General features: G+C 71.8%; 21 protein-coding genes. 7 read left to right on the top strand and 14 right to left on the bottom strand.

Going from position 1 to position 23,059, the window contains the following annotated elements; all coding sequences use genetic code 11:
* Positions 1-63 precede the first annotated feature (63 nt).
* The 4 genes from hpt to dacB form a co-directional block, all read right to left on the bottom strand.
* On the bottom strand, positions 64-603 hold the full coding sequence (gene hpt / locus ACZ601_RS36275; protein WP_037777945.1) for a hypoxanthine phosphoribosyltransferase: 540 nt from the start codon (positions 601-603) through the stop codon (positions 64-66).
* Between the two features lie 98 nt (positions 604-701).
* Positions 702-1,793 carry a tRNA lysidine(34) synthetase TilS gene (gene tilS / locus ACZ601_RS36270; RefSeq protein WP_440573610.1) on the bottom strand — a complete coding sequence of 364 codons (1,092 nt, stop codon included), beginning with the start codon at positions 1,791-1,793 and terminating at the stop codon, positions 702-704.
* A gap of 201 nt (positions 1,794-1,994) precedes the next feature.
* Entirely contained in the window at positions 1,995-3,128 is a 1,134-nt protein-coding gene (locus tag ACZ601_RS36265; RefSeq protein WP_371772453.1) for a zinc-dependent metalloprotease, read from the bottom strand.
* Between the two features lie 58 nt (positions 3,129-3,186).
* On the bottom strand, positions 3,187-4,683 hold the full coding sequence (dacB, locus tag ACZ601_RS36260; protein WP_469545897.1) for a D-alanyl-D-alanine carboxypeptidase/D-alanyl-D-alanine endopeptidase: 1,497 nt from the start codon (positions 4,681-4,683) through the stop codon (positions 3,187-3,189).
* A gap of 86 nt (positions 4,684-4,769) precedes the next feature.
* On the opposite strand from dacB, the gene ACZ601_RS36255 reads away from it, so the two are divergent.
* Positions 4,770-5,264: an inorganic diphosphatase gene (locus tag ACZ601_RS36255; protein WP_024491916.1), complete on the top strand. Its 495-nt coding sequence runs from the start codon at positions 4,770-4,772 to the stop codon at positions 5,262-5,264.
* A 189-nt stretch (positions 5,265-5,453) separates the two neighbouring features.
* Positions 5,454-7,172, top strand: a complete 1,719-nt coding sequence (locus tag ACZ601_RS36250) for a threonine/serine exporter family protein (RefSeq protein ID WP_469545895.1) — start codon at positions 5,454-5,456, stop codon at positions 7,170-7,172.
* A 44-nt stretch (positions 7,173-7,216) separates the two neighbouring features.
* On the opposite strand, the gene ACZ601_RS36245 is transcribed toward ACZ601_RS36250, so the two are convergent.
* Positions 7,217-7,933: a DedA family protein gene (locus tag ACZ601_RS36245; protein ID WP_469545892.1), complete on the bottom strand. Its 717-nt coding sequence runs from the start codon at positions 7,931-7,933 to the stop codon at positions 7,217-7,219.
* A gap of 148 nt (positions 7,934-8,081) precedes the next feature.
* Here ACZ601_RS36245 and ACZ601_RS36240 point away from each other — a divergent pair, with 148 nt between their 5' ends.
* The 3 genes from ACZ601_RS36240 to ACZ601_RS36230 all read left to right on the top strand — a co-directional run bounded on the left by ACZ601_RS36240 (position 8,082) and on the right by ACZ601_RS36230 (position 11,354).
* Complete coding sequence (locus ACZ601_RS36240; protein WP_393340295.1) at positions 8,082-8,447, top strand: YbjQ family protein; 366 nt, start codon at positions 8,082-8,084, stop codon at positions 8,445-8,447.
* Positions 8,448-8,559: 112 nt separating this feature from the next.
* Positions 8,560-9,834, top strand: coding sequence for an ion channel protein (locus ACZ601_RS36235; RefSeq protein WP_469545889.1), 1,275 nt, complete (start codon positions 8,560-8,562; stop codon positions 9,832-9,834).
* Between the two features lie 98 nt (positions 9,835-9,932).
* A complete protein-coding gene (locus ACZ601_RS36230; protein ID WP_469546018.1) occupies positions 9,933-11,354 on the top strand; it encodes a glutamate decarboxylase in 1,422 nt (473 codons plus the stop codon).
* Positions 11,355-11,496: 142 nt separating this feature from the next.
* On the opposite strand, the gene ACZ601_RS36225 is transcribed toward ACZ601_RS36230, so the two are convergent.
* The 5 genes from ACZ601_RS36225 to ACZ601_RS36205 form a co-directional block, all read right to left on the bottom strand.
* Entirely contained in the window at positions 11,497-12,282 is a 786-nt protein-coding gene (locus ACZ601_RS36225; protein ID WP_469545886.1) for an ABC transporter permease, read from the bottom strand.
* On the bottom strand, positions 12,279-13,226 hold the full coding sequence (locus ACZ601_RS36220; RefSeq protein WP_469546016.1) for an ATP-binding cassette domain-containing protein: 948 nt from the start codon (positions 13,224-13,226) through the stop codon (positions 12,279-12,281). Before ACZ601_RS36220 ends, ACZ601_RS36225 begins: the two co-directional genes overlap by 4 nt.
* A gap of 77 nt (positions 13,227-13,303) precedes the next feature.
* Positions 13,304-13,945 carry a PadR family transcriptional regulator gene (locus tag ACZ601_RS36215; RefSeq protein WP_469545884.1) on the bottom strand — a complete coding sequence of 214 codons (642 nt, stop codon included), beginning with the start codon at positions 13,943-13,945 and terminating at the stop codon, positions 13,304-13,306.
* 117 nt (positions 13,946-14,062) lie between these two features.
* A complete protein-coding gene (locus tag ACZ601_RS36210) occupies positions 14,063-15,520 on the bottom strand; it encodes an aldehyde dehydrogenase family protein (protein WP_469545881.1) in 1,458 nt (485 codons plus the stop codon).
* Between the two features lie 54 nt (positions 15,521-15,574).
* Entirely contained in the window at positions 15,575-16,456 is an 882-nt protein-coding gene (locus ACZ601_RS36205) for a helix-turn-helix domain-containing protein (protein ID WP_469545879.1), read from the bottom strand.
* 310 nt (positions 16,457-16,766) lie between these two features.
* Between ACZ601_RS36205 and ACZ601_RS36200 the strand changes: the two genes are divergently transcribed.
* The gene (locus ACZ601_RS36200; protein ID WP_469545877.1) at positions 16,767-17,294 is read left to right on the top strand and encodes an ATP-binding protein; all 528 of its coding nucleotides are present in this window, start codon (positions 16,767-16,769) and stop codon (positions 17,292-17,294) included.
* A 19-nt stretch (positions 17,295-17,313) separates the two neighbouring features.
* On the opposite strand, the gene ACZ601_RS36195 is transcribed toward ACZ601_RS36200, so the two are convergent.
* On the bottom strand, positions 17,314-17,556 hold the full coding sequence (locus ACZ601_RS36195; protein ID WP_073733643.1) for a DUF397 domain-containing protein: 243 nt from the start codon (positions 17,554-17,556) through the stop codon (positions 17,314-17,316).
* A 275-nt stretch (positions 17,557-17,831) separates the two neighbouring features.
* Here ACZ601_RS36195 and ACZ601_RS36190 point away from each other — a divergent pair, with 275 nt between their 5' ends.
* Entirely contained in the window at positions 17,832-18,335 is a 504-nt protein-coding gene (locus ACZ601_RS36190; protein ID WP_469545874.1) for a hypothetical protein, read from the top strand.
* 32 nt (positions 18,336-18,367) lie between these two features.
* Here ACZ601_RS36190 and ACZ601_RS36185 read toward each other — a convergent pair whose 3' ends face one another.
* The 3 genes from ACZ601_RS36185 to ACZ601_RS36175 form a co-directional block, all read right to left on the bottom strand.
* Complete coding sequence (locus tag ACZ601_RS36185; protein WP_469545871.1) at positions 18,368-20,527, bottom strand: FUSC family protein; 2,160 nt, start codon at positions 20,525-20,527, stop codon at positions 18,368-18,370.
* A 146-nt stretch (positions 20,528-20,673) separates the two neighbouring features.
* Complete coding sequence (locus ACZ601_RS36180; RefSeq protein ID WP_469545869.1) at positions 20,674-21,876, bottom strand: DUF2786 domain-containing protein; 1,203 nt, start codon at positions 21,874-21,876, stop codon at positions 20,674-20,676.
* A gap of 244 nt (positions 21,877-22,120) precedes the next feature.
* On the bottom strand, positions 22,121-23,032 hold the full coding sequence (locus tag ACZ601_RS36175; protein ID WP_440577200.1) for an NADP-dependent oxidoreductase: 912 nt from the start codon (positions 23,030-23,032) through the stop codon (positions 22,121-22,123).
* Positions 23,033-23,059: the final 27 nt, after the last annotated feature.

Raw genomic sequence — 23,059 nt, 5'->3', positions numbered from 1 at the left:
AGGCTCAACGGCGGGAAATCCGTGAGGGTTCCCCGGAGTCGGTGCGGGTTGTGCGGTTCCTGGTCAGCCGCCGTAGACGTGCGGGGCGAGCGTGCCGACGAAGGGGAGGTTGCGGTACTTCTCCGCGTAGTCCAGCCCGTAGCCGACGACGAACTCGTTGGGGATGTCGAAGCCGACCCACTTGCAGTCGAGCGCGACCTTCGCCGCGTCGGGCTTGCGCAGCAGGGTGCAGATCTCCAGCGAGGCGGGCTCGCGCGAGCCCAGGTTCGACATCAGCCAGGACAGGGTCAGACCGGAGTCGATGATGTCCTCGACGATCAGGACGTGCTTGCCCTTGATGTCGGTGTCCAGGTCCTTGAGGATCCGGACGACACCGGAGGACTGGGTGCCCGCTCCGTACGAGGAGACGGCCATCCAGTCCATGGTGACGGGGGTGGACAGGGCGCGCGCCAGGTCCGCCATGACCATCACCGCGCCCTTGAGGACACCGACGAGGAGCAGGTCCTTGCCCGCGTACTCCGCGTCGATCTTCGCGGCCAGTTCGACGAGCTTCGCGTCGATCTCTTCCTTGGTGAGGAGCACCGACTGAAGGTCGGTACCCATGTCCTTCTCGTTCACCCGCGTCTCTTTCTTTGCCTGCCGGGTCCGGGTGGTGTCCCGGACCTGCGCGGCCGCTCGCCTGCATGTCAGCCGCTTGTGCGTCAGCTCTGCCGAATCACCAGTCTGCCACCCTGGCGCAGGGCTTCGACGCGGCCGGGCAGGTTGATGGCCTGCTGGCCGCGCCAGCCGGTGATGAGGCGGTCGACTTCCTCGATGTGCCGGGCGAAGAGCGAACCGGCCGGGGAGCCCGCCTCTATGGCGGCCCGGCGCAGTACCCGGCGGCGGACGGCGGGCGGCAGGACGCAGAGCTTGGCGCACTCCAGCCGGCCCGCTTCGTCGCGTACGTCACGGCCGGCCTCGGCGGCCCAGGTGTCCAGGGCGTCGGCGTCGTCGCGGGAGAGCTGTGCGGTACGGGCGAGGGCCTCGACGACTCCTTTGCCCAGCGCCTTCTCCAGGGCGGGCAGGCCCTCGTGACGCAGCCGGGAGCGGGTGTAGGCGGGGTCGATGTTGTGCGGGTCGTCCCAGACGGTCAGGGACTGGACCAGGCAGGCCTTGCGGGCGGTCTGCCGGTCGAGCTGGAGGAAGGGGCGGCGGTAGCGGCCGGCCGGGCCGGACGCGGCGGCCATGCCGGAGAGGGAGCGGATGCCGGAGCCGCGGGCGAGCCCCAGCAGCACCGTCTCCGCCTGGTCGTCGCGGGTGTGGCCGAGCAGTACGGCGGCGGCGCCGTGGCGTTCGGCCGCCGCGTCCAGTGCGGCGTAGCGGGCGTCGCGGGCGGCGGCCTCGGGTCCGCCGTCGTGGCCGACCCGTACCGCGACGGCCTCGACCGGGTCGAGGTCCATGGCGGTGAGGCGGCCGACGACCTCGGTGGCCCGGGTGTCGGAGCCGTCCTGGAGGCCGTGGTCGACGGTGATGCCGCCGGCCCGGACGGGGAGTTTGCGGGCCTCGAAGGCGAGTGCGGAGGCGAGTGCCATGGAATCGGCGCCACCGGAGCATGCCACCAGCACCAGAGGGGTATCGGGTCGTTCGGGAAGTGCGGCGCGCCGTCGGCCGGCGCCGGCTTCGGCGAGCTCGGGGTGCGGGGCGCGTCCGGCGTGCGGAGCTCGTTCGGTCTGTTCGGCGAAGTCGGTGATGACGTCGTGGAGTACGCGGCGGACCGCCAGGCGTATCGCCGCGACCGCAGGATGGGGACCCATGTCCGGTGCCCTTCGTGAAGTTTCGGAGGGGAGCCTCGGAGTGCCGGGACAGGAAAGAGTGCCGTCACTCAGAGTGCGTCGATGGTGACAGAGCAATGCCGTTCAACGAGCATTGCACGCCTTCCCATGCCCCTACGGTCCCTCGGATGGGTGATTACCGGCGCGTTCGACCGTGGCCGCGAGCCCCTGTTCGCGCCGTGATCATGACTCTGCCTTACGGTGCACCCTCGCGATCCAGTCCGCGGGCTTGGCGATCTCCGCCTTGGTCGGGAGGGTGTTGGGCGAGGTCCAGACCCGGTTGAAGCCGTCCATGCCGACCTCGTCGACCACGGCGCGCACGAACCGCTCGCCGTCCCGGTACTGGCGCAGCTTCGCGTCGAGGCCCAGGAGCTTGCGCAGTGCCTGGTCGAGCCGGCTCGCGCCGCGCGCCCTGCGCTGCTGGAACTTCTCCCTGATCTCCCCGACGGACGAGACCACTTCGGGGCCGACACCGTCCATCACGTAGTCCGCGTGGCCCTCCAGCAGGGACATCACCGCGGTGAGCCGGCCGAGGATCTCGCGCTGGGCGGGCGTCTGCACGACCTCGACGAGGCTGCGTCCGCCGTCCTCGCCCTCCTCGCCCTCCGGCCGGCCACCGGCCAGCGACTGGGCGGCCTCGCGGAGCCGTTCCAGCACGGTCATCGGGTCGACGTCGGTCTCGTCCAGGAATGACTGGATCTCGCCCTGCAGGTGGTCGCGGAGCCAGGGCACCGCGGTGAACTGGGTGCGGTGGGTCTCCTCGTGGAGGGCGACCCAGAGCCGGAAGTCGTGCGGGTCGACCTCCAGTTCCCGTTCGACGTGGACGATGTTCGGGGCGACGAGCAGGAGCCTGCCGCCACCGTCGGCAGAGGCGGGGAGGTCACGGGTGGCGGGGGCGAACGTCTCGTACTGGCCGAGGACCCGGGAGGCCAGGAACGACAGCAGCATCCCCACCTCCACCCCGGTCACCTTGGAGCCGACCGCGCCGAGCACGGCGCCGCCCGCACCGCCGCCGCGGCGTTCCTCCATCTTGTCCAGGAGGGGGCGCAGCAGTTCGCGGAAGCCCGCGACGTTCGCCTTGATCCAGCCGGCCCGGTCGACGACCAGGACCGGGGTGTCCTCCGGTTCGGTCCCTTCCGGGATCATCCGGGTGAAGGCGCGGACGTGTTCCTCCGCGGCCTTGGCGTGCCTGCGCAGCTCCGCGACGACCTCGCGGGCCTCCTCGCGGCTGATCTCAGGCCCCGGCCGCACAAATCGGGTCGCGGTCGCAACCGCGAGCTTCCAGTCGACCATCCCCGCACCACCGATGCTCGTCATGCGTCAACCGTACGTGCTCGGTCCTTGATGCGGTGAGGTGTTGACGCGGTCGCCGTCGTCAGCGCCTCCCGGCGGCCAGGGCGGTGGCGAGCGAGTCGAGGGCGGACTGGGCCTCGGCCGGGTCTGTGGTGCCCGATGCCAGGAAGGCGAACGCGAGGAGCCTGCCGTGCGGGTCCACGACGGTGCCGGCCAGGGTGTTGACGCCGGTGAGGGTGCCCGTCTTGGCGCGGATCAGGCCGGTGCCGCCGGACTTCGTCGTGTAGCGGCCGCTCAGCGTGCCGCTGAAACCGGCCACCGGGAGCCCGGAGAGGACGGAGCGCAGTTCGGGGTGGTCCGGATCGGCCGTACGGGCGAGCAGCCCTGCGAGGAGTGCGGCGGTGACCTTGTCGTGGCGGTCGAGTCCGCTGCCGTCGGTGAGGACGACGCCCTTGAGCGGCAGTTTCAGCTTCTTCAGCTGGGCGGTGACCGCCCGTCGGCCGCCGGCGAAGTCCGCCGGTTCGCCCGCGGCCAGCGCGGTCTGCCGGGCCAGTGCCTCCGCGATGTCGTTGTCGCTGTTGGTCAGCGCCCGCTCGATGAGTCCGGACAGCGGGGCGGAGAGGTGCTTGGCGACGGGACGGGACTTCGCGGCCGCCCGGCCCGCCTCCGGCCCGGACTCGGTGTCGACGCCGGCCTGGTCCAGGAGTTCGCCGAAGGCGTCGGCGGCGTCCCGGGCGGGGTCCGTACTGCGCTGGGCGGGGCCGCTCGTGGTGTCGTCGAGGCGCCCCTCGTTGGCCATCAGGGCGCTCAGCGGGGCGATGTTCTCGTTGGGGCCGATCGGGTGGAGTGCGGGCCCGGAGTAGCCGGAGGTGTCGTACCGGAGCCGGACCTCGTGCACGCCGGCGGCCTTGACGGCGCGGGCGGTGTCCGCGGCCAGGGTGCGCAGCGCCGCCCGGTCGAGGGTGGGGTCGCCGCCGCCGACCAGGGTCACGGTGCGGGAGTCGGCGGAGGCCCGCACGGTGGTGGGGATGCGGTGGTCGGGGCCGAGCGCGGTCAGGGCCGCGACGGTGGTGGCGATCTTGACCGTGGAGGCCGGGGTCATGGGGGCGTCGGCCCCCTTCCCGTACAGCCGCCTGCCGGTGGCGGTGTCGATGACGACGGCGCCGCGCCGGGTGCCGAGCGCGGAGTCCTTCAGCAGGGGGTCGAGCAGGGAGCCGAGTCCGGCCGCCGCGCCGTCCTGGGTCTCGGGGGCGGTCCGGTCCGCAGCGGTGCCGAGCGCGGCGAGCACGGCCGGGGCGCTGGGTGCGGGGGCCGGTCCGGCGGGCGCGTCGGGGTCGTGATGTGCGCCACCCGTGCCGTCCCGGGCGGCGGCCCAGTCCTGCTCGGCCTTACGCTGACCCGAGTCCCAGGGACCGGCGGCAAGGACGACGCCGGCTGCGAGCGCCAGGCCGAGGGCGGCGGAGACGGCCGTGAACTGCCAGTTGCTCAGCCCGTTCCGCAGGCCGAGGTGGTCCGTCAGGGCGGCCCCGGTCAGCTTGGAGAACGGATTGACCGACGGTCTTTTCACCGGATCGTCCACCGTTGACCAGCCCCTTTCGCGAGCACACATCTCCGTGAGGGACACTTAACCATCAGTCGTATGTGTTGATCATGGAGGAGCCACCCGTGGAGTTCGACGTCGTTATCGAGATTCCGAAGGGTTCGCGGAACAAGTACGAGGTGGACCACGAGACCGGCCGGATCCGTCTGGACCGTCGGCTCTTCACCTCGACCAGTTACCCGGCGGACTACGGTTTCGTCGAGAACACCCTCGGCGAGGACGGCGACCCGCTGGACGCGCTGGTCATCCTGGAGGAGCCGACGTTCCCCGGCTGCCTCATCAAGTGCCGTGCCATCGGCATGTTCCGGATGACGGACGAGGCCGGCGGCGACGACAAGCTGCTGTGCGTGCCGGCCTCCGACCCCCGGGTGGAGCACCTGCGCGACATCCACCACGTGTCGGAGTTCGACCGCCTGGAGATCCAGCACTTCTTCGAGGTCTACAAGGACCTGGAGCCCGGCAAGTCCGTCGAGGGCGCCGACTGGGTCGGCCGCACCGAGGCCGAGGCCGAGATCGAGAACTCGTACAAGCGCCTGGAGGCGCAGGGCGGCGCGCACTGACGTTCCGTTCGCGGTTCCGTCCTACGGTTCCGTTCGCGGTCCGTTCGCGGTTCCGCTTGTGCGACTGCTCCAGCTAGCGGGCGGCACACCTTCACCGGTGTGCCGCCCGTTTCGCGTGGCCACCCATCTCCGCGGCCATACTGGGCAGGAGCGCTGCCGAAGACGCGCAGCCGATAACGAGTGAGGTCAGTGGTGGCGGAACCGGGCGGTCCGGAGGACCAGAAGCCCCAGTCCGACGAGGCACGCAGCGCATTTTCCCAGCCCGCAGGGGTGGGGAGGTCGGCGTCACCGTCGGAGGAGGACCACCCGACGTCGGAGTTCGCCCTTCCGGCCGGTCTCACGCCTGAGCCGCAGGGTCCGGGCGGTGCCTCTGGCACGGGTTCCGCTTCCGGTCCGGGAACGGGTTCCGGTTCGGGTTCCGACACGATCGGCTCCGCGTTCGCCCCGCCCCGCACCTACAGCGCCCGGGACTCCCCCGCCTTCACGCCCGCGCACGGCATCCCGATGATCCGGCTGACCAAGGAAGCGCCCTGGCAGGACCGGATGCGCACGATGCTGCGGATGCCGGTGGCCGAGCGCCCGGCGCCCGAGCCGGTCCAGAAGCACGACGACGCGGGCCCCGCGGTGCCGCGCGTGCTCGACCTGACGCTGCGTATCGGGGAGCTGCTGCTGGCCGGCGGCGAGGGCGCGGAGGACGTCGAGGCGGCGATGTTCGCCGTGACCCGCAGCTACGGGCTGGACCGCTGCGAGCCGACCGTCACCTTCACGCTGCTGTCGATCTCGCACCAGCCCTCGCTGGTCGACGACCCGGTGACGGCGAGCCGTACCGTACGCCGCCGGGGCACCGACTACACCCGGCTGGCCGCGGTCTTCCGGCTCATCGACGACATCACCACGGAGGAGGGCGAGGTCTCCCTTGAGGAGGCGTACCGGCGCCTCGCGGAGATCCGCAGGAACCGGCACCCGTACCCCGGCTGGGTGCTCACGCTGGCCGCCGGCGGGCTGGCGGGCGCGGCATCGGTGCTGGTCGGCGGCGGGTTCGTGGTCTTCCTGATCGCGGCGCTCGGCGCGATGCTCGGGGACCGGCTGGCCTGGCTGTGTGCCGGGCGCGGGCTTCCGGAGTTCTACCAGTTCGTGGTAGCGGCGATGCCGCCCGCCGCGCTGGGGGTCGCGCTGACCCTGACCCACTGGTCGGACGTACGCCCGTCGGCCGTCATCACCGGTGGGCTGTTCGCGCTGCTGCCGGGGCGGGCCCTGGTGGCAGGGGTGCAGGACGGGCTGACCGGCTACTACATCACCGCGGCCGCGCGGCTGCTGGAAGTCATGTACTTCTTCATCGGGATCGTCGCGGGTGTGCTGCTGGTGCTCTACGGGGGCCTTCAGCTGGGGGCGGAGCTGAACCCGGAGGAGCGGCTGATCTCGCACGACCGGCCGTGGCTCCAGATCCTGGCGTCGATGCTGCTGAGCCTGGCCTTCGCGATCCTGCTCCAGCAGGACCGGTCCACGGTGCTGGCGGTGACCCTGAACGGCGGTGTGGCCTGGGTGATCTTCGGTGCGATGGCCCGGACGGGCCACCTCTCGCCGGTGGCGGCCACGGCGGTGGCGGCCGGTCTGGTGGGGCTCTTCGGGCAGTTGTTCTCGCGGTACCGCTACACCTCTTCGCTGCCGTTCATCACGGCCGCGATCGGCCCGCTGCTGCCCGGTTCCGCGACGTACTTCGGTCTGCTGGGCATCGCGCAGAACGAGCTGGACCGGGGTCTCGCCTCGCTGTCGACCGCGGTGGCGACGGCCGGGGCCATCGCCATCGGGGTGAACCTGGGAAGCGAGATCTCCCGGCTGTTCATGCGGGTGCCGGGCGCGATCGGCGGCGCGAACCGCCGCGCGGCCAAGCGGACGCGCGGCTTCTGATCAGGCGGTCCCTGGCCGGGAGCGGGGGCGGGGCGGACGCCGCGTCAGCGCTTGGCGTGACGGCCGCGACGGCCGGTGCCGGTGGAGCCACCGGCGGCCGGGTCCTCGCCCTCGTCGTCCCGCGCGGCGGCCGCTTCCTTCTTCGACTTGCCGCGGGCGCGCAGGAACTCGATGCCGATCGGCACCACCGAGATCAGCACGATCAGGACGAGCATCGCCTCGATGTTCTTGTGCACGAACTCGATCTTGCCGAGGACCGCGCCCAGGAGCGTCACCCCGACGCCCCACAGGACGCCGCCGATGATGTTGAACGTGATGAACGAGCGGTAGTTCATCCGGCTCACCCCGGCGATGATCGGCGTGAACGTCCGCACCACGGGCACGAAGCGGGCCAGGATCAGCGACTTGGGGCCGTACTTCTCGAAGAACTCGTGGGCCTTCTCGACGTTCTCCTGCTTGAAGAGGCGGGAGTCCGGACGGTTGAAGAGCGACGGGCCGACCTTGCGGCCGAAGAGATAGCCCACCTGGTCACCGATGACGGCGGCCAGCCCGACCAGGATGCAGACCAGCCACAACGGGGTGTGCAGCTTGCCCGTCGTCACCAGCAGACCCGTGGTGAACAGCAGGGAGTCACCGGGCAGGAAGAACCCGATCAGCAGACCGGATTCGGCGAAGACGATGGCCAGCACACCGATCAGGCCGAACTCGCCGATGAGATAGTCCGGGTCCAGCCAGCTCGGTCCGAGCGCAAGCGTATTCAAGGGTCCGGGCTCCAGGATGTGGTGGATGACGGCTGCGTGGCCGCCCAAAGCTATCAACGCGGCGGAGCGCCTCCGGGTTCCACCGGCCCCCGTGGAGATGCACACCGGGCGAACCGGGGCAAAACTCGGTGTCAGGAGGTGCCACACCATGGGCATTGAGGATTACGGCGGCGGCCAGGCGGCACAGGCCGATGTGCTGGTCGTCACCACCAACGACGTGCCGGGCCACCAGGTGACCCAGGTCATCGGGGAGGTGTTCGGCCTGACCGTGCGGTCCAGGCACCTCGGCAGCCAGATCGGTGCCGGGCTGAAGTCCATGATCGGCGGCGAGCTGAAGGGGCTGACCAAGACGCTCGTCGAGACCCGCAACCAGGCCATGGAACGGCTGGTGGAGCAGGCGAAGGCCCGGGGCGCCAACGCGGTGCTGATGATGCGCTTCGACGTCTCGGAGGCCGCCGACGTGGGCACCGAGGTCTGCGCGTACGGCACGGCCGCGGTGATCAGCAGGCTCTGAACGCCTTACGGGGGCGGGCACCCCGTCCCCCCGTAACCGCGCCTCCGGCTACTCCCGGCGGCCCGCGTTGACGTTGAGGGTTATACGGCTTTTGCGTCGCTATGGTGAGCCGATGTCCACCGATTCCGCTGTCTCCGCCGAACCGGCCCCCGCACGCAGGCTGCTGCCGCTCCTCGTCCCCGCGCTCGCCGTCGGAGTGGTCTCGGCCCTCGTACTGCTCGGGGTCAGTCTGCTCGCGGACCGCTTGCAGGACGTCCTCTGGGAGACGCTGCCCGACGCGCTGTCGATCGGCCGGTACTCCTCGCTGTGGATGATCGTGATGCTCACCGCGATCGGGCTGGTGGCCGGGCTGGTCGTCCGGGCGGTGCCCGGCCGGGCCGGTCCCGATCCGGCGACCATGGGCCTGGTCGATCCGCCGCTGCCGCCCGGCGTGGTGCCGGGGCTGCTGCTGGTGACGGTGGTGGCACTGGCGGGCGGGGTCAGCCTGGGCCCGGAGAACCCGATCGTGGCAGCCAACATCGCACTGGCCTTCTGGGCGGGGCGCCGGTTCGCGCCGGGCGCCCCGGCCGAGCTGTGGGTGGCGCTCGCCGCGGCCGGCACCATCGGCGCGCTGTTCGGCACCCCCGTCGCCGCCGCGCTGATCCTCACCGAGACACTGGCCTCGCAGCCCGGACCCGGCGCGCTCTGGGACCGGCTCTTCGGGCCGCTCGCGGCGGGCGCGGCGGGCTCCCTCACCATGACGCTGGCCGCCCACCCCAGCTTCGACCTCGCGCTGCCCGCCTACACCCACACGGACTGGGGCGACCTGCTCGCCGCCGTCGTGATCGCCTCGGCCGGGGCGGTGCTGGGGCTGGCGGCGGTGTACGCCTTCCCCTACGTGCACCGCGCCTTCCGCGCCCTGCCCCACCCGGTCCTGGCGCTGACCCTGGGCGGGCTGCTGCTCGGGCTGCTCGGCGCCCTGGGCGGGCATCTCACCCTGTTCAAGGGGCTGGACGAGGTGAAGGAGCTGGCCGCGGACCCGGACGGCTGGTCGGCGGGGCGGTTCGCGCTCATGGCCGTGGTGAAGGCCGCGGCCCTGCTGATCGCGGCGACCTGTGGTTTCCGGGGCGGGCGGATCTTCCCGGCCGTGTTCGTCGGCGTGGCGCTCGGCCTGTGCGCCCACGCCCTGGTCGACGGGGTGCCGGTGGCCGTCGCGGTGACGTGCGGGGTGCTCGGGGTGCTGCTGGCGGTCACCCGGCAGGGCTGGCTCAGCCTGTTCACGGCCGCGGTGCTGGCCTCCGACATGAACCTGCTCCCGCTGCTCTGCGTCGCCACGCTCCCGGCCTGGCTGCTGGTGACGGGGCGTCCGCAGATGCAGCTGAAGGAGGACGGCACACCGCTGCGGTGACCCGGGCGGACCCGCCCGCCGCGCCCGACGCCCGGAGTGTCCGTAAGGTCTGATTCGTACGGCCTCGCGGCCAGGAACCGATGAAGGGCAGGCCGGCGATGCCGCTCCACCAGGGCTCACCCCGCAGCGAACCGTCCGCAGAGCAGCGCAGGCTGGCCCTCAACCCGTTCTTCGGGGAGGCCGATCCGACGGCCGGGATGGAGTCGGCGCCGCCCCGGCACAAGCTGCCGGACAGCGCGCTGCCGCCCGCCACCGCGTACCGCCTGGTCCACGACGAGCTGATGCTCGACGGCAACTCGCGGCTCAACCTCGCCACCTTCGTCACCACCTGGATGGAACCCCAGGCCGGGGTGCTGATGGGCGAGTGCCGCGACAAGAACATGATCGACAAGGACGAGTACCCGCGCACCGCCGAGCTGGAGCGGCGCTGCGTGGCGATGCTCGCGGACCTGTGGAACGCCCCCGACCCCGCGACGGCGGTGGGCTGTTCGACGACCGGCTCCAGCGAGGCCTGCATGCTGGCCGCGCTCGCGCTGAAGCGCCGCTGGGCCCTGCGCAACGCCGACCGCTATCCGGCGACCGCCCGGCCCAATCTGGTCATGGGCGTCAACGTGCAGGTCTGCTGGGACAAGTTCTGCACGTTCTGGGAGGTCGAACCGCGCCTGGTCCCGATGGAGGGCGACCGCTTCCACCTCGACCCGCAGGCGGCGGCCGATCTCTGCGACGAGAACACCATCGGCGTGGTCGGCATCCTCGGCTCCACCTTCGACGGCTCGTACGAGCCCATCGAGGAGCTCTGCGCCGCCCTCGACGCCCTCCAGGAGCGCACCGGCCTTGACATCCCCGTCCACGTGGACGGCGCGTCCGGGGCGATGGTCGCGCCGTTCCTGGACGAGGACCTGGTCTGGGACTTCCGGCTCCCCCGGGTCTCCTCGATCAACACCTCCGGGCACAAGTACGGGCTGGTCTACCCGGGGGTCGGCTGGGCGCTGTGGCGCTCGCCCGCCGAGCTGCCGGAGGAGCTGGTCTTCCGGGTCAACTACCTGGGCGGGGACATGCCGACGTTCGCGCTGAACTTCTCCCGGCCCGGCGCGCAGGTGGTGGCGCAGTACTACACCTTCCTGCGGCTGGGCCGGGAGGGCTACCGGGCCGTGCAGCAGGCGTCCCGGGACGTGGCGCGCGGTCTCGCCGAACGGATCGAGGCCCTGGGCGACTTCCGCCTCCTCACCCGGGGCGACCAGCTGCCCGTGTTCGCGTTGACGACCGCGCCGGAGGTGACGGCGTACGACGTCTTCGACGTGTCCCGGCGGCTGCGCGAGCGGGGCTGGCTGGTGCCCGCGTACACGTTCCCGGCCAACCGGGAGGATCTGTCGGTGCTGCGGATCGTCTGCCGCAACGGCTTCTCCTCCGACCTCGCGGAGCTGCTGCTGGAGGACCTGCGGCTGCTGCTGCCCGAACTGCGTGCGCAGGACCATCCGTTGAGCCGGGACCACGGGGCGGCGACGTCGTTCCACCACTGAGCCCGCGCCGGTCCCGGCCCGTACGCGACGGCACCGGTCCCGGCCGGTCACCGGTTCCGTCCTCAAACGCCGGACGGGCTGGATCTGCCGGGTCCGCCCGGTCCGCCCGGTCCGCGAAGGTGGCCGGACGGGCTGGATTCGCTCAGCGGCTGAGCCTCGCGAACCGCCGTACCGCCAGCGGGAAGAACACCGCCAGCAGCGCCAACGGCCAGAGAATCGCCAGGAGTTCGGCGTGGGCGGACGCCCAGGAGTCACCGCCGCCGCCCGGGTTGCCGAACAGGCCGCGTACCGCCGTGGCCGTCGCCGACATCGGGTTCCACTCGACGGCCGCGCCCAGCCAGCCCGGCATCGACTCCGGCGCCGCGAACACGTTGGAGAGGAAGCCGACCGGCCAGACCAGGATCTGCACCGCCTGCACCATCTCCGGCCGTCCGGCGACCAGCGCCAGCAGGATGCCGAGCCACAGCATCGCGAACCGCAGCAGCAGGAGCAGCCCCACCGCCCCCAGCGCCGCGGCCGCCCCCTCGTGCCACCGCCAGCCCATCGCGTACCCCACCGCGCCCATCACGGCGAGCGCGGCCACCGACTGGAGCATGTCCGCGACGGACCGGCCGACCAGCACCGCGCCGGAGGCCATCGGCATCGAACGGAACCGGTCCACGACCCCCTTGTTCAGGTCCTGGGTGACCGCGAGCATCGTCGACTCCAGGCCGAAGGCCATGGTGAGCGCGAGCATGCCGGGCACCAGGTACTCGGCCGTGTCGCCCTCGACGCCCCGGCCGCCGCCGACCAGGTAGTTGAACATCAGCAGGAGCATCACGGGGAAGACCAGCCCCACGGAGACCTGCAACGGCTGCCGCGCCCAGTGCGCCAGTTCGCGCCGGGTCATGGTCCAGGAATCCGATACCGCCCAGCCCACCGCGCTCATGGAGCCACCTCCACGCCGTCCGGACCGTGTCCGGTCAGGGAGAGGAACACCTCGTCCAGCGTCGGCCGGCGCACCGCGATGTCCTCCGCCTCGATGCCCGCCTCCGCCAGCGCCCGTACGGTCCGGGTGAGCGTCGCCATCCGGTCCCCGGCCGGTGCGCCGGCCAGCCCTCGGTCCCGGTCCAGCACCGTGCCGCCGGGCAGCAGCCCGGCCGCCCGGTCGAGATCCGCCGCGTCGCGGACGACGACGTCGATCCGGTCGCCGCCGACCCTCGCCTTGAGCTCGTCGGCCGTGCCCTCCGCGGCCACCCGTCCGCCGTCGATCAGCGAGATACGGTCCGCGAGCCGGTCGGCCTCCTCCAGATACTGGGTGGTCAGCAGTACGGTCGTGCCGCCGCCGACCAGGGAGCGCACGGCCGCCCACACCTCGGCCCGGCCGCGCGGGTCGAGCCCGGTCGTCGGCTCGTCCAGGAAGAGCACCTCCGGGTCCGTGATCAGTGAGGCGGCCAGGTCGAGCCGGCGCCGCATGCCGCCGCTGTACGCCGCGACCGCCTTGCGGCCGGTGTCCGCGAGCCCGAACCGTTCCAGCAGCTCGTCCGCCCGGACGCCCGCCCGGCGGGCGCCCAGGTGGTACAGCCGCCCGAACATCTCCAGGTTCTGCCGGCCGCCGAGCCGCTCGTCGACCGCCGCGTGCTGCCCGAGCAGCCCGATCCGGCGCCGGACCCGGCCCGCCTGCCGCCGTACGTCGTACCCCGCCACCTGGGCCCGGCCCGCGTCGGGCCGCAGCAGCGTGGACAGGACGCGGACCGAGGTGGTCTTTCCGGCGCCGTTGGGCCCGAGCACCGCGTGCACGGTGGAGCGGGCGACCGCGAGGTCGAGACCGTCCAGGGCCCGCTTCGCGCCGTATCGCTTGTGCACTCCTTCGACGACGATCGCGTCGGTCAAAATCGTCACACCCTCTCGTAGTCAAACTTGACTAGCGAGGGAAAGGTAGCCGCCCGCACCCCATTCGTCAAACTTGATTAGTGAGCGTCCCCGGGGTCGGCCACACCGGTCGCGTACGGGTTCTCCTCGCCCTCGGCCAGTACGCCGACGAACGGCTTGCCCTCACCCGCGAAGGTGTACGCGCCGCCCTCGATCCGGGCGATCAGCCCGCGCGTCCACTCGGCGCCCGCGTCCGCCGAGTGCACCCACATGTTCATGATCTCGCCGATGTGGCCGATCGACTCGGGGCCCGCCTCCGGCGTGTAGAACTCGGTGACCGACGTCCGCCACCTGGCCAGACCCGCCACCCGCTCCTTGAGCAGCGACACCGCCTCCGCCCGCTCCAGGTCGACGATGCCGCCCAGCCCCGCGGAGAGCACGTCCAGCTTCTGGTCGTACGAGGTGAGCGCCGCGCGCAGCAGCGCGAAGTACTCCGCGTCACCCTGCTCGGTGATCTCGTACTCGGTGCGCGGCGGGCCGCCGGCCGTGCTCGGGGCGACCTCGTGGGCGATCAGGACGCCCTGCTTCGCCATCTGCTTCAGTGCGTGGTAGATCGAGCCCGGCTTGGCGCTGGACCACTCGTGGGCGCCCCAGTACTCCAGGTCGTTGCGGATCTGATAGCCGTGCGCCCGGCCGTGCTGCCGTACGGCACACAGGACCAGCAGCCGGATCGCGGACATACCCACACACCTCTCTACTCAACTTTGATGAGAGTAGCGGTGCGTGATTCGGACCCGGAAAACACTCCGGTCGGGAGCGGGAAGACGCTCAGGTCCGGAGCGGAAAGACGCTCGGGTTCAGAACGGGAAGACGCTGCGGCCGTGCTGGATCGAGATCCACTTCTGGGTGGTGAAGGCGTCCACCGCCGCGTCGCCGTTCAGCCGGCCCGTCCCGGAGTCCTTCTCGCCGCCGAAGGCGACCAGCGGGTCGTCCTGGACGGTGGCGTCGTTGACGTGGAACATCCCGCTGCGGATCCGCCGGGCGAACCGCACCCCGCGCTCCACGTCAGCGGTGTGCACGGCGCCGCTGAGCCCGTACGGGCTGTCGTTGGTGATCCGTACGGCCTCCGCCTCGCCGTCGAAGGTGACCAGCAGCGCCACCGGGCCGAAGATCTCCTGGGAGAGCAGCGGGGAGTCCTCCGCGAGTCCGGCGAGCACGGTGGGCTCCACGAGGTTGCCCCGGGTGCGGCCCCGGACCAGCGCCGTGGCACCCTCTGCGACCGCCTGGTCGACCAGCGCGGTCAGGGCGTCGGCCTGGAAGGTGTTGATGACCGGGCCGATCTGGGTCTCCGGGTCGCGCGGGTCACCGGTCCGCAGCGCCGCCACCCGGGCGGTGAACTTCTCGGTGAACTCGGGGGCGACGGACCGGTCCACCAGAATGCGGTTGGCGGCCATGCAGACCTGGCCCTGGTAGACGAAGCGGCTGAAGACGGCGGCGTCGACCGCGTAGTCGATGTCCGCGTCGTCGAGCACCACCAGGGCGCTGTTGCCGCTGAGTTCGAGGATGGTGCGCTTGAAGAGCGCGCCCGCCGTCGCGCCGACATGGCGGCCGACCCGGTCGGAACCGGCGAAGGAGATCACCTTGGGGACGGGGTGCTCTATGAACGCGTCGCCTATCTCGGCCACGTCGGTGACCAGGACGTTGAGGAGTCCGGCCGGGAGCCCCGCGTCGTGGAAGATCTTCGCGACCAGTCCGCCGCCGGCCACCGGGGCGTTCTGGTTGGGCTTGACGACGACCGCGTTGCCGAGCGCCAGGGCCGGCGCGACCGACTTCATCGCCACCAGGAACGGGAAGTTGAAGGGGCTGATGACACCGACGACCCCGACGGGCCGGCGGATCAGCCGGTTCTCCTTGCCGTCCACCGGAGAGGCCAGGATCCGGCCGCCGGGGACCAGCGCCTGACGGGCGGCCTCGCGCAGGAACTCCTGGGCGGCGCGCAGTTCGTAGCACGCCTTGACCCGGGTGCCGCCCAGTTCATCGATGATCGCCTCGACGATCTCGTCGGCCAGTTCCTCGGTGATGCGCAGGGCCCGTTCCATCACTTGGGCGCGCTCGTACGGGCTCTTGGTGACCCAGGTCCGCTGGGCGCGCTCGGCGGCGCGATAGGCGAGGTCGACCTCCGCGGCGGTGGCGATGGTGATGGCCGCGAGCTTTTCCCCGTTGTAGGGATTGAAATCGATGATGTCCCACGAGCCGGTCCCGGTGCGCCATTCACCGTCGATGTACTGGCCGGCCAGCTCGTGGAAGAAGGACATGCGATCCCTTAACTCAGGTGCAGACTCCTGTGGGGATGTCATGGTACTGAAAGATCAGGCGAGTTGGAGTAGACCACGGAGCAGATCCCGGCTCTCCTCGGGACCCGGGCTGTCCGCGTGGAGCCGCACCATCGCCTTTTCGTACTGGGCGACTTCTTCGGCCTTGTCCAAATAGAGCGCACTTGTCAGCTGCTCCAAATAGACAATGTCCGACAGATCGGATTCCGGGAATCGCAGCATCGTAAAGGAACCGCTCTCACCCGCGTGCCCGCCAAAACTGAAGGGCATCACCTGGAGAGTCACGTTCGGCTGTTCCGACATTTCGAGCAGATGCCGCAATTGCTCGCGCATCACCTCGCGCCCGCCGTACGGACGGCGCAACGCCGCCTCGTCCAGCACCGCGTGGAAGCGTGGAGCCCGTTCCGCGACGAGCGCCTTCTGGCGCTCCAGCCGCAGCGCGACCCGGCGGTCGATCTCGGCGGCGGGGGCGCCGCGCATGCCCCGGGAGACGACCGCGTGGGCGTAGCCCTCGGTCTGCAACAGGCCGTGGACGAACTGGACTTCATAGATCCGGATGAGCGAGGCCGCTCCCTCCAGACCGATATACGTCTGGAACCAGCCGGGCAGCACATCGCCGAAACTGTGCCACCAGCCCGCCACGTTGGCCTCACGGGCCAGGCCGAGCAGGGATTCACGCTCCGCCTCGTCCGTGACGCCGTAGAGCGTGAGCAGGTCCTCGACGTCCCTGGCCTTGAAGCTCACCCGTCCCAACTCCATGCGGCTGATCTTCGATTCGGAAGCCCGGATGGAGTAGCCGGCCGCCTCACGGGTGATACCGCGCGAGTCACGCAGCCGTCTGAGCTGTGAGCCCAGCAGGATGCGCCGCACCACGGATCCACTCGACTCGCCTGCCGCCACTGGTCCAACCCTCCCCATCGCTTCCCTGGCATCGGGGCTCCCCCTGAACCCCAGGGGCGGATTCTGCCATCAAAACGCTTCAGCCCGTACTCATTCGATTACGGAAATGAGAAGACTTGCCCAAGACTCCAAAACTGCCCCCGGGAAGAAATGAGCCAGAACCGGCACGGGGTCGGACAGGTCAGGCGCGTGCACGTGCATCTGCCCTTGCATCTGCCCTGCGCATTCGGAACCATGGGCGTCGCGCACCTGCGTGCTCGTTCGTGTTGTGCCGCTGTACCCGAGTACCGCAGTACCGAGACAGCCGCGAATCCCGGGAGTGCCTCGCATGGGGACGAATGGATCGACGATGCTCGATTTCGAGCCGTTACGGCAGGGGCTTCCCCCCATCGATCCCTCCGCTGTCTCCGGATCGGCCACCTGCACCCTGCCCGCCCGTTACGAGGCCGTGGGCGGGGCCAGGCAGTTCACCAGATCGACCCTGACCGGCTGGGGTCTCAGCGAGCGGTTCGACGATGTCGCCCTGGTGGTCTCCGAGTTGGTCACCAACGCCCTGCGGCACGCGCTGCCCTCCGACGTCCCGCGCGAATCACAGGACCCGCCGGTACGGCTGCACCTGATGCGCTGGACCTCGCGGCTGGTGTGCGCGGTACGGGACCCGAGCCAGTCGAGCCCGGTGGCGTCGCAGGCCCCCGACTCCGCGGAATCGGGCCGCGGGCTGTTCCTGGTGGAGTCCTTCAGCGACTCCTGGGGCTGGCACCCCTCGCCCGCGCTGGGCGCGGACAGTGCCTCCTCCGGTGCGGCACTGCGCGGAAAGGTCGTCTGGGCGCTCTTCCGGCTGTCCGACTCGGTGTGACCCGCCGCGGGGGCGGAGCTCAGCCCTCCGCGATGAGGTGGTCGAACTCCCCGTCCTTGACGCCGAGAAGCAGCGCCTCTATCTCGGCCGGCGTGTAGACCAGCGCCGGCCCGTCGGGATGCCGCGAATTACGCATCGCCACATCTCCATCGGGCAGTTTCGCGAACTCCACGCAGGATCCCTGGGAGTTGCTGTGTCTGCTCTTCTGCCAGGCGACTCCGCGGAGCTCTGTCGCCGCCATGCCGTTGTACACGTGGTGCACAGGACGCTCCCCGAGTTGCAAGGTGCAAGTGTCAACTGTCTCGGATCATAGCTGTGTTCAAATTCCTATGCATGAGCGGATGCATGAGCAGATGCACGTGCACGCGGGGTGTTCCCCTGATTACAGCTTCTCGTGAGCGAGAGCCCGTAAGAGAGCTCTTAAGAGAGACGGACGACGGGCCCGTTCCGCTCCCGATTCCCCGAGTTGACCGGCCGAAGCCCGTTGCGACCCACTGGTAGCTTGGATGGTCTTTCGTCATCCAGGGGGAATTCCCGATGCGCAAACTCGTACGTACCGGTGCGGTTGTCGCCACCGGCCTGCTGACCGCGCTCGCGCTCACCGGCTGCGGCAGTGACAACGACAAGCCCGACTCCGACTCCGGCAAGGGCTCCGGTTCCGCCTCCGCGCCGGCGCCTGACCACAGCGACGGCTCCGCTGCGGGCGGCGGGGACGGCGGCGGCACGTCCACCGACGGCCTCAAGGCGCTGGAGGGCGCCTGGGCCGGGCAGACCGACGGCAAGGCCGTGGTGCTGTCCGTCGCGCACGGCAAGGCCGTCGTCGTCGCCGACTCCCATGTCTGCTCGGGCAGTGCGAAGGGCACGGACAAGGTGCAGCTGGCGCTCAAGTGCGCCGACGGCGACACCGACCGGACCGCCGGAACCGTCGAGTCCAACGACGGCAAGGTCCTCGTCGTCTCGTGGGACGGCGGGACCAAGGACTCCCTCGGCAAGACCGACGCCGACCCGCTCGAAGGACTGCCCGGACTGCCGACCCCGTAACACCCGGCTCCGCGCGGCAGTTGGCCGCGCCCTCAGTCCGCCGGCCCGGCGGGCGCGCCGGTCGCCCCGGGCCGGGGGCCGTCGTCCAGGCCCCGGGAGAACTCCTCCAGCGCGTCGAGCAGGAGACCGGCCCCGTTGCGCACGACCGGGTCCGCCACTCCGTCGCGCAGCCGCTCCCGCTCGTCCCATTCCGCCAGCGCGTCCCGCACCTGCCCCCAGTCCGGCACCCGCCGCTCCCGCACCGCCTTCGCGCCCTGGTCCGTGGCCCGGCGCAACGCCTCGGCCAGCGGACCGGCCTCCGGTACGGGGGTGGCGCCGCCCTCCGGCAGGTGCGCCTCCATCAGCATGGCGACCCGGCCGAGCTGGGACAGGGCGTGCTGGGTGTCACCGGCCGCGGCGTGCGACAGGCCCCGGTGGCGCACCGGTTCGTGCTGGGCGGTGGCCACCGCCTCCTGCCAGGCGACCCGGGCCGCCCTGGTGCGCAGCAGCGCCTCGCGCACGTCGTCGTGGCCCCGGTCCGCCGGATCGGCGTACTGGTCGACGACCGAGGCGGCGTACCGCCCGTCCTCCTTGAGCCAGTCACCGAGCCGGTTGCGCAGCCGAGGGGTCTCCCACGCCGGGTAGACGGCGTACGAGACCATCGCGAGGAGGCCGCCGCCGAGGGTGAGGACGAGCCGTTCCAGCACGGTCTGCGACCAGTCGTCGCCCGCCATGCCCAGCAGGAAGACGACGTACGCGGCGACGCAGGCCTGGCCGACCGCGTAGCCGGTGCGCATCAGCAGGTACATCAGCAGGGCGCAGACCACGGCGAGCGCGGCGGACAGCCCCACTCCCGGGGTGGCGGTCTGCACGATCAGGGTGGCGACGAAGACCCCGACGACGGTGCCGCCGAACCGGGCCACGGAGCGTTCGTACGTCCGGGAGAACTCCGGCCGCATCACCATTACGGCCGTCATCGGCGCCCAGTAGCCGTGGCCGTAGGGCAGCACGGTGCCCAGCAGGTAGCCGCCGGCGGCGACGGCGGAGACCCGGATGGCGTGCCGCAGGATCGGTGAGCCGGGGTGCAGCTCGCGGCGCATCGAACCGATCACGACCGGGACCAGCCGCAGCAGGGTGGGGCGCCGCTGGTGGTCCGGCTGCCGCCGGCCCCGGCTCGCCGCGACGACGTCGGCGGACCTTTCCGCCTGCGCCCGTTCCTCCTTGGTCCCGTCGCCCTCTGCCGCCTCGATCACGTCGGAGAGCAGGGCGGCGAGCCGGTCGGCGGCGCGCAGCGGCGGGCCGGCGAGCAGCGACCCGGTGTCGGGGGTCTTCAGCGCGGCGACCGCGGACGCGGGGAGCCGCACCGGATCGCCGTGCCGGATCGCCCTGGCCGCCGCGTCGAGCAGCGATCCGGCGGCGGCGAGCAGCTCACGGACCCGGTCGCGCTCCGGGCCCTCGGCCGGTACGCCCATGGCCGGGTCCGCGAGGGAGGCGAGCACCGGCCTGATCCGCTCCGCGACCCCGCGCGATCCGTGCAGTTCGGCCGGGCGGCGGCGGGCCTGGCGCGGGGTGACGGCGGCTGCGCTGCGGGCCTCCATCAGCGGCAGCGGGTCGAAGTGGGCGACCGGGTCGTGGCGCAGCCTGCGGGCGTAGTCCGCCTCCGCGGCCAGCGCGTCGGCCAGCGCGTCGCGCTGGGCGCCCCATCTGCGGACCGGGAACACCACGATCAGGGCCGCCTGGACGACCCCGCCGAACGCGATCACCGCCCCGTGCAGGGCCGCCTGGGCGACGGAGGTGGGCAGGGTGATCGTCACCAGCATGATCGCGACATTGGACGCGGCGATGATGCCGCCGGTCGGACCCGCCGCCCAGGCGAGGCCGGCGACGAAGGTCCAGAGCACCAGCAGGAGCATGAAGACCGGCAGATGGGAGCCGGTGACGTAGCCGAGGAACGTGGAGACGGCGAGGCTCGCGCCGGAGACCAGGGCGAGCACCGGCCGGGGCCGCCAGCTGCGCTGGAAGGTGGCGATGGCCGCCTGGAACGCGCCGAAGGCGGCGCCGGCCGCGACCACCGGACCGAACAGGGCCAGGGTCACCCCGATCACCAGGGCGAGACCGACCGCGCCCCGGATCGCGATCAGCGGTTCGAGGCGCCGCCGCTCGATCGTCAGCCCCGAGCGGGCGGTCTCCTTCAGCGCCCGGAGCCAGCTCATGCCGAGAGCCTAGCCGGATTTGGCGTTATGCCCGAGTTGTCTGAGATATCGGGGTTGCTGAAGTGACGTGCGCGGGGTCCGGCGAGGCTTCCGGGGCTACGTACGCGAGGTCCGGCGAGGTTTACGGCCGTGGGGTCCGCCGGGGTTTACGTGCGCGGGGTCCGGCGGCCCCGGCCGGGGATCTCCGGGGTGTCCGCGCCCATCCGGGCCCGGTCGGCGGCGGCCGTGCCGTGGGTCCAGCCGTCCGGGTCGACGGCACCCCGCACCCGGGTGGTCGTGGTCTGCGGGAACATCCGCTCCGCGGTGTCCGTGACCGCCATGTCGCGGGCGGCCAGCACGGGCAGCAGACCGGGGTCCGCCCCATTGGACGGTCCGGCCGCGGCCCCCTCTGCGCCGGCCTCCGCGGTGGCGCGGGCGGTGCCCTCCGCCAGCCGGCGGCCCAGCCGCTGGGCGTACGCCATCAGGAAGGACTGCCGGAAGGTCTTGGTCCGTTTGCGCCCGCCGGCCCGCTGGCCCGCCTCCGCCCTGGTCATCGCCACGGTGCCCTGCACCAGCAGCGAGGTGTGCAGGAGCTCCACGGCCTCCAGGTCCGGTTCGAAGCCGACGACCGTCGAGAAGCCGAGGTCGCTGTTCCACACGGCCCGGCAGCGGTTCGCGGAGGCGACGGCGTCGAGCAGGATCGCCTTCGCCGTCTCGTACGGGGCATCCACCCCGATCCGGCAGGCGCCCGGCGCGCGGTCGCTGTGAGTACGGGCGGCGACCAGCGCCTCGTCGATGCTGTGCCGGGCCATCAGCTCCTGCGCCTTGGTGGTGAGCGCCTCCGCCTCCTCGGGGAACCCGGTCGCCTCCGCCTTGGCCAGCAGCGCCCTGATCCGGGTCAGCATGCGGGGTTCGTCGTGCGCGGGCGGCATGCTCAGCCGGTCGCGCGGCGCCCCGGGCGGGGGCCCGACGGGTTCGATGGCGGGCAGCCGCAGCAGCAGCCGGCAGAGCCCGAGGAACGCGGAGGCGTACGAGAACCGGTCGGGCCGGCCCGGCTGCGGCGCCGGCGGCAGCTCGTCCAGCTGGGACTGCCAGCGGGGCGGCAGCCGCTCGTACCGCCGCACCTCGGAGGCGATCAGCCCGGCGGCCAGCGCGGCCCCGTGCTCGTCGAGTTCGCGGCGGACGAGCCGTACGAGATCGGCGGGCAGCCAGCCGCGCTCCCAGGCCCGCCGGACGAACTCCTCGCCACGCCGCAGCAGCTCGCCGTCGCTCGCCGGGTCCGCGGCGAGGAGCGAGGCTCCGGTGTCGAGACCGGCGTCGCCGTCCGAGTAGAGGGCGGCCGCGAATGCCTGGTCGATCACCGGTTCCATGAGGTCAGGGTAGGCGTGGCGGGTTCGGCGGAGGCGGCGGAGGCCGAGGAGACGGCCGAGTTCATCCACAGCCTGTGGATGAACTCGGCCGATCACCAGGCGTGGCCCGCGCGGAACGGTTCACAGCCAGACGTGGCCCGCGCGGAACGGTTCACAGCCAGGCGCGGCCCGCCCGGAACGGCTCACAGCCAGGCGCGGCCCGCCCGGAACGGCTCACAGCCAGGCGCGGCCCGCCCGGAACGGCTCACGGCAGGAGGACGAGCTTCCCCCGTACGTGCCCCGCCTCGCTCAGCCGCTGCGCGTCGGCCGCGTCGACCAGCGGCAGGGCCCGCTCGACCGGCACCCGCAGCTCGCCGTCCGCCGCCAGCCGGGCGTGCTCGGCCAACTGCTCCGCAGACCCGGGCGAACCTGCGGAGAAGGGGATGCCGTGCTCGGCCGCCGCCGGGTCCGCGATGGTGACGATCCGGTCCGTGGTGCCGCCGCGCAGCTCGATGGAGTCCGGCAGCGCACCGCGCCCCGCCACGTCGAAGACCGCGTCCACACCCTGGGGAGCGGCTTCGCGGACCCGGCCGACCAGCCCGTCCCCGTACTCCACCGGGGTCGCGCCGATCACCCGCAGGTAGTCGTGGTTGGCGGCGGACGCCGTACCGATCACCGTCGCACCCCGGGCCACCGCCAACTGCACCGCGGCCGATCCGACGGCTCCGGCCGCCCCGTGCAGCAGCAGCGTGTCGCCCGCGCCCACCGCGAGCTCGTCCAGGACGCGCTGGGCGGTGTCCGCCGCGATGGTCAGCGCGGCCGCGTCCTGCCAGCTCAGCCCGGCCGGCTTGGGCGCGACGCGGGTGGCGTCGGCCAGCACGTACTCCGCGTAGGAACCGGTGACGCTGCGGCCCAGCACCTCGTCGCCCACCTCGACACCGGTGACCCCTTCCCCCGTCCGGTCGACCACTCCGGCGAACTCGACGCCCGGGATCGCCGGGAGCGATGTCGGGACCATCTCCCGCATCCAGCCGCGCCGGATCTTGTAGTCCATCGGATTCACCCCGGCGGCCATGACCTTCACCCGCACCTGCCCCGGGCCGGGGTGCGGGTCCTCGACCCGGGCGGGGTGCAGGACCTCGGGTCCGCCGAACTCCTCGAAAACGATCGCTTCCACGCGTCTGTCCCCTCGGTGGGTGCTCCG

This window comes from Streptomyces sp. NPDC104307, assembly GCF_055584045.1.
The sequence above is the reverse complement of the archived record's forward strand: the minus strand, read 5'-3'. Positions and strand labels throughout refer to the sequence as shown.